The sequence below is a fragment of the Roseateles sp. P5_B10 genome, from assembly GCF_056400485.1.
On sequence record NZ_JBFULE010001491.1, the window covers coordinates 1 to 682 of the forward strand.

A 682-nucleotide genomic window follows, 5' to 3' on the forward strand; every position below is an offset into this window, starting at 1 on the left:
CTTCTGATCGACATTTTCAGGGCCGTTCTCCTGCACGAAGGCAACGTCCTTCACCGCATCGGCCAAGCTCCCAGCAATCGAAATGCGTCCGGCAGCCCCGTCGGGATCGTTGGCCAGTCTGTGGCGGGCGAGCGCGTGCAGTTCATCGCGAATAAGCCCGGGCGCAGCATCCAGCGTCGGGCGATGCGGATCGGTCAATCGCACGGTCCAGCCTGCGCGGGCGAAGATCGTTGCCCAGGCCCGCCCAATCAAGCCAACGCCGACGATCGCTACATGTCGATTGTTCAGTGTCATTGATGCTCTCACAGCCACAGCACCTTGCGGCGCAGATCGAGATCGTCACGCAGGGCCTTCGACGACCCCTGATGAATTACCTTGCCCCGCTCCAGCGCCACCGTCGAATCGGACAAAGCCAAAGCCAGATCGAGATTATGGTCGACGATGATGATGGCAATTTCCTTGCGGAGCCGGTCGAAGGTTTCAAACAACTGCTCCACGACCGCGGGCGCCAATCCTTCGAACGGCTCATCCAGCAACAAGACGCGGACGTCGCCCGACAGCGCGCGCGCCACGGCCACCATCTGCTGCTCGCCGCCTGACAGATAATCGGCGGGGCTGTCGAGACGCTCACGAATGCGCGGGAAATAGTCGTAGATGCGCTCGCGGGTCCAATGCACACCAT

The 682-nt window shown here is 61.6% G+C and carries 2 protein-coding genes; both read right to left on the minus strand.

Annotation, left to right across the window (positions count from 1 at the left end):
- Positions 1-294 (minus strand): 3-hydroxyacyl-CoA dehydrogenase NAD-binding domain-containing protein (locus tag AC1DU6_RS34170; protein WP_477862873.1); only part of this gene is annotated, 294 nt, incomplete at its 3' end.
- A gap of 8 nt (positions 295-302) precedes the next feature.
- On the minus strand, positions 303-682 hold a 380-nt coding region (locus AC1DU6_RS34175), incomplete at its 5' end, for an ATP-binding cassette domain-containing protein (RefSeq protein WP_477862875.1).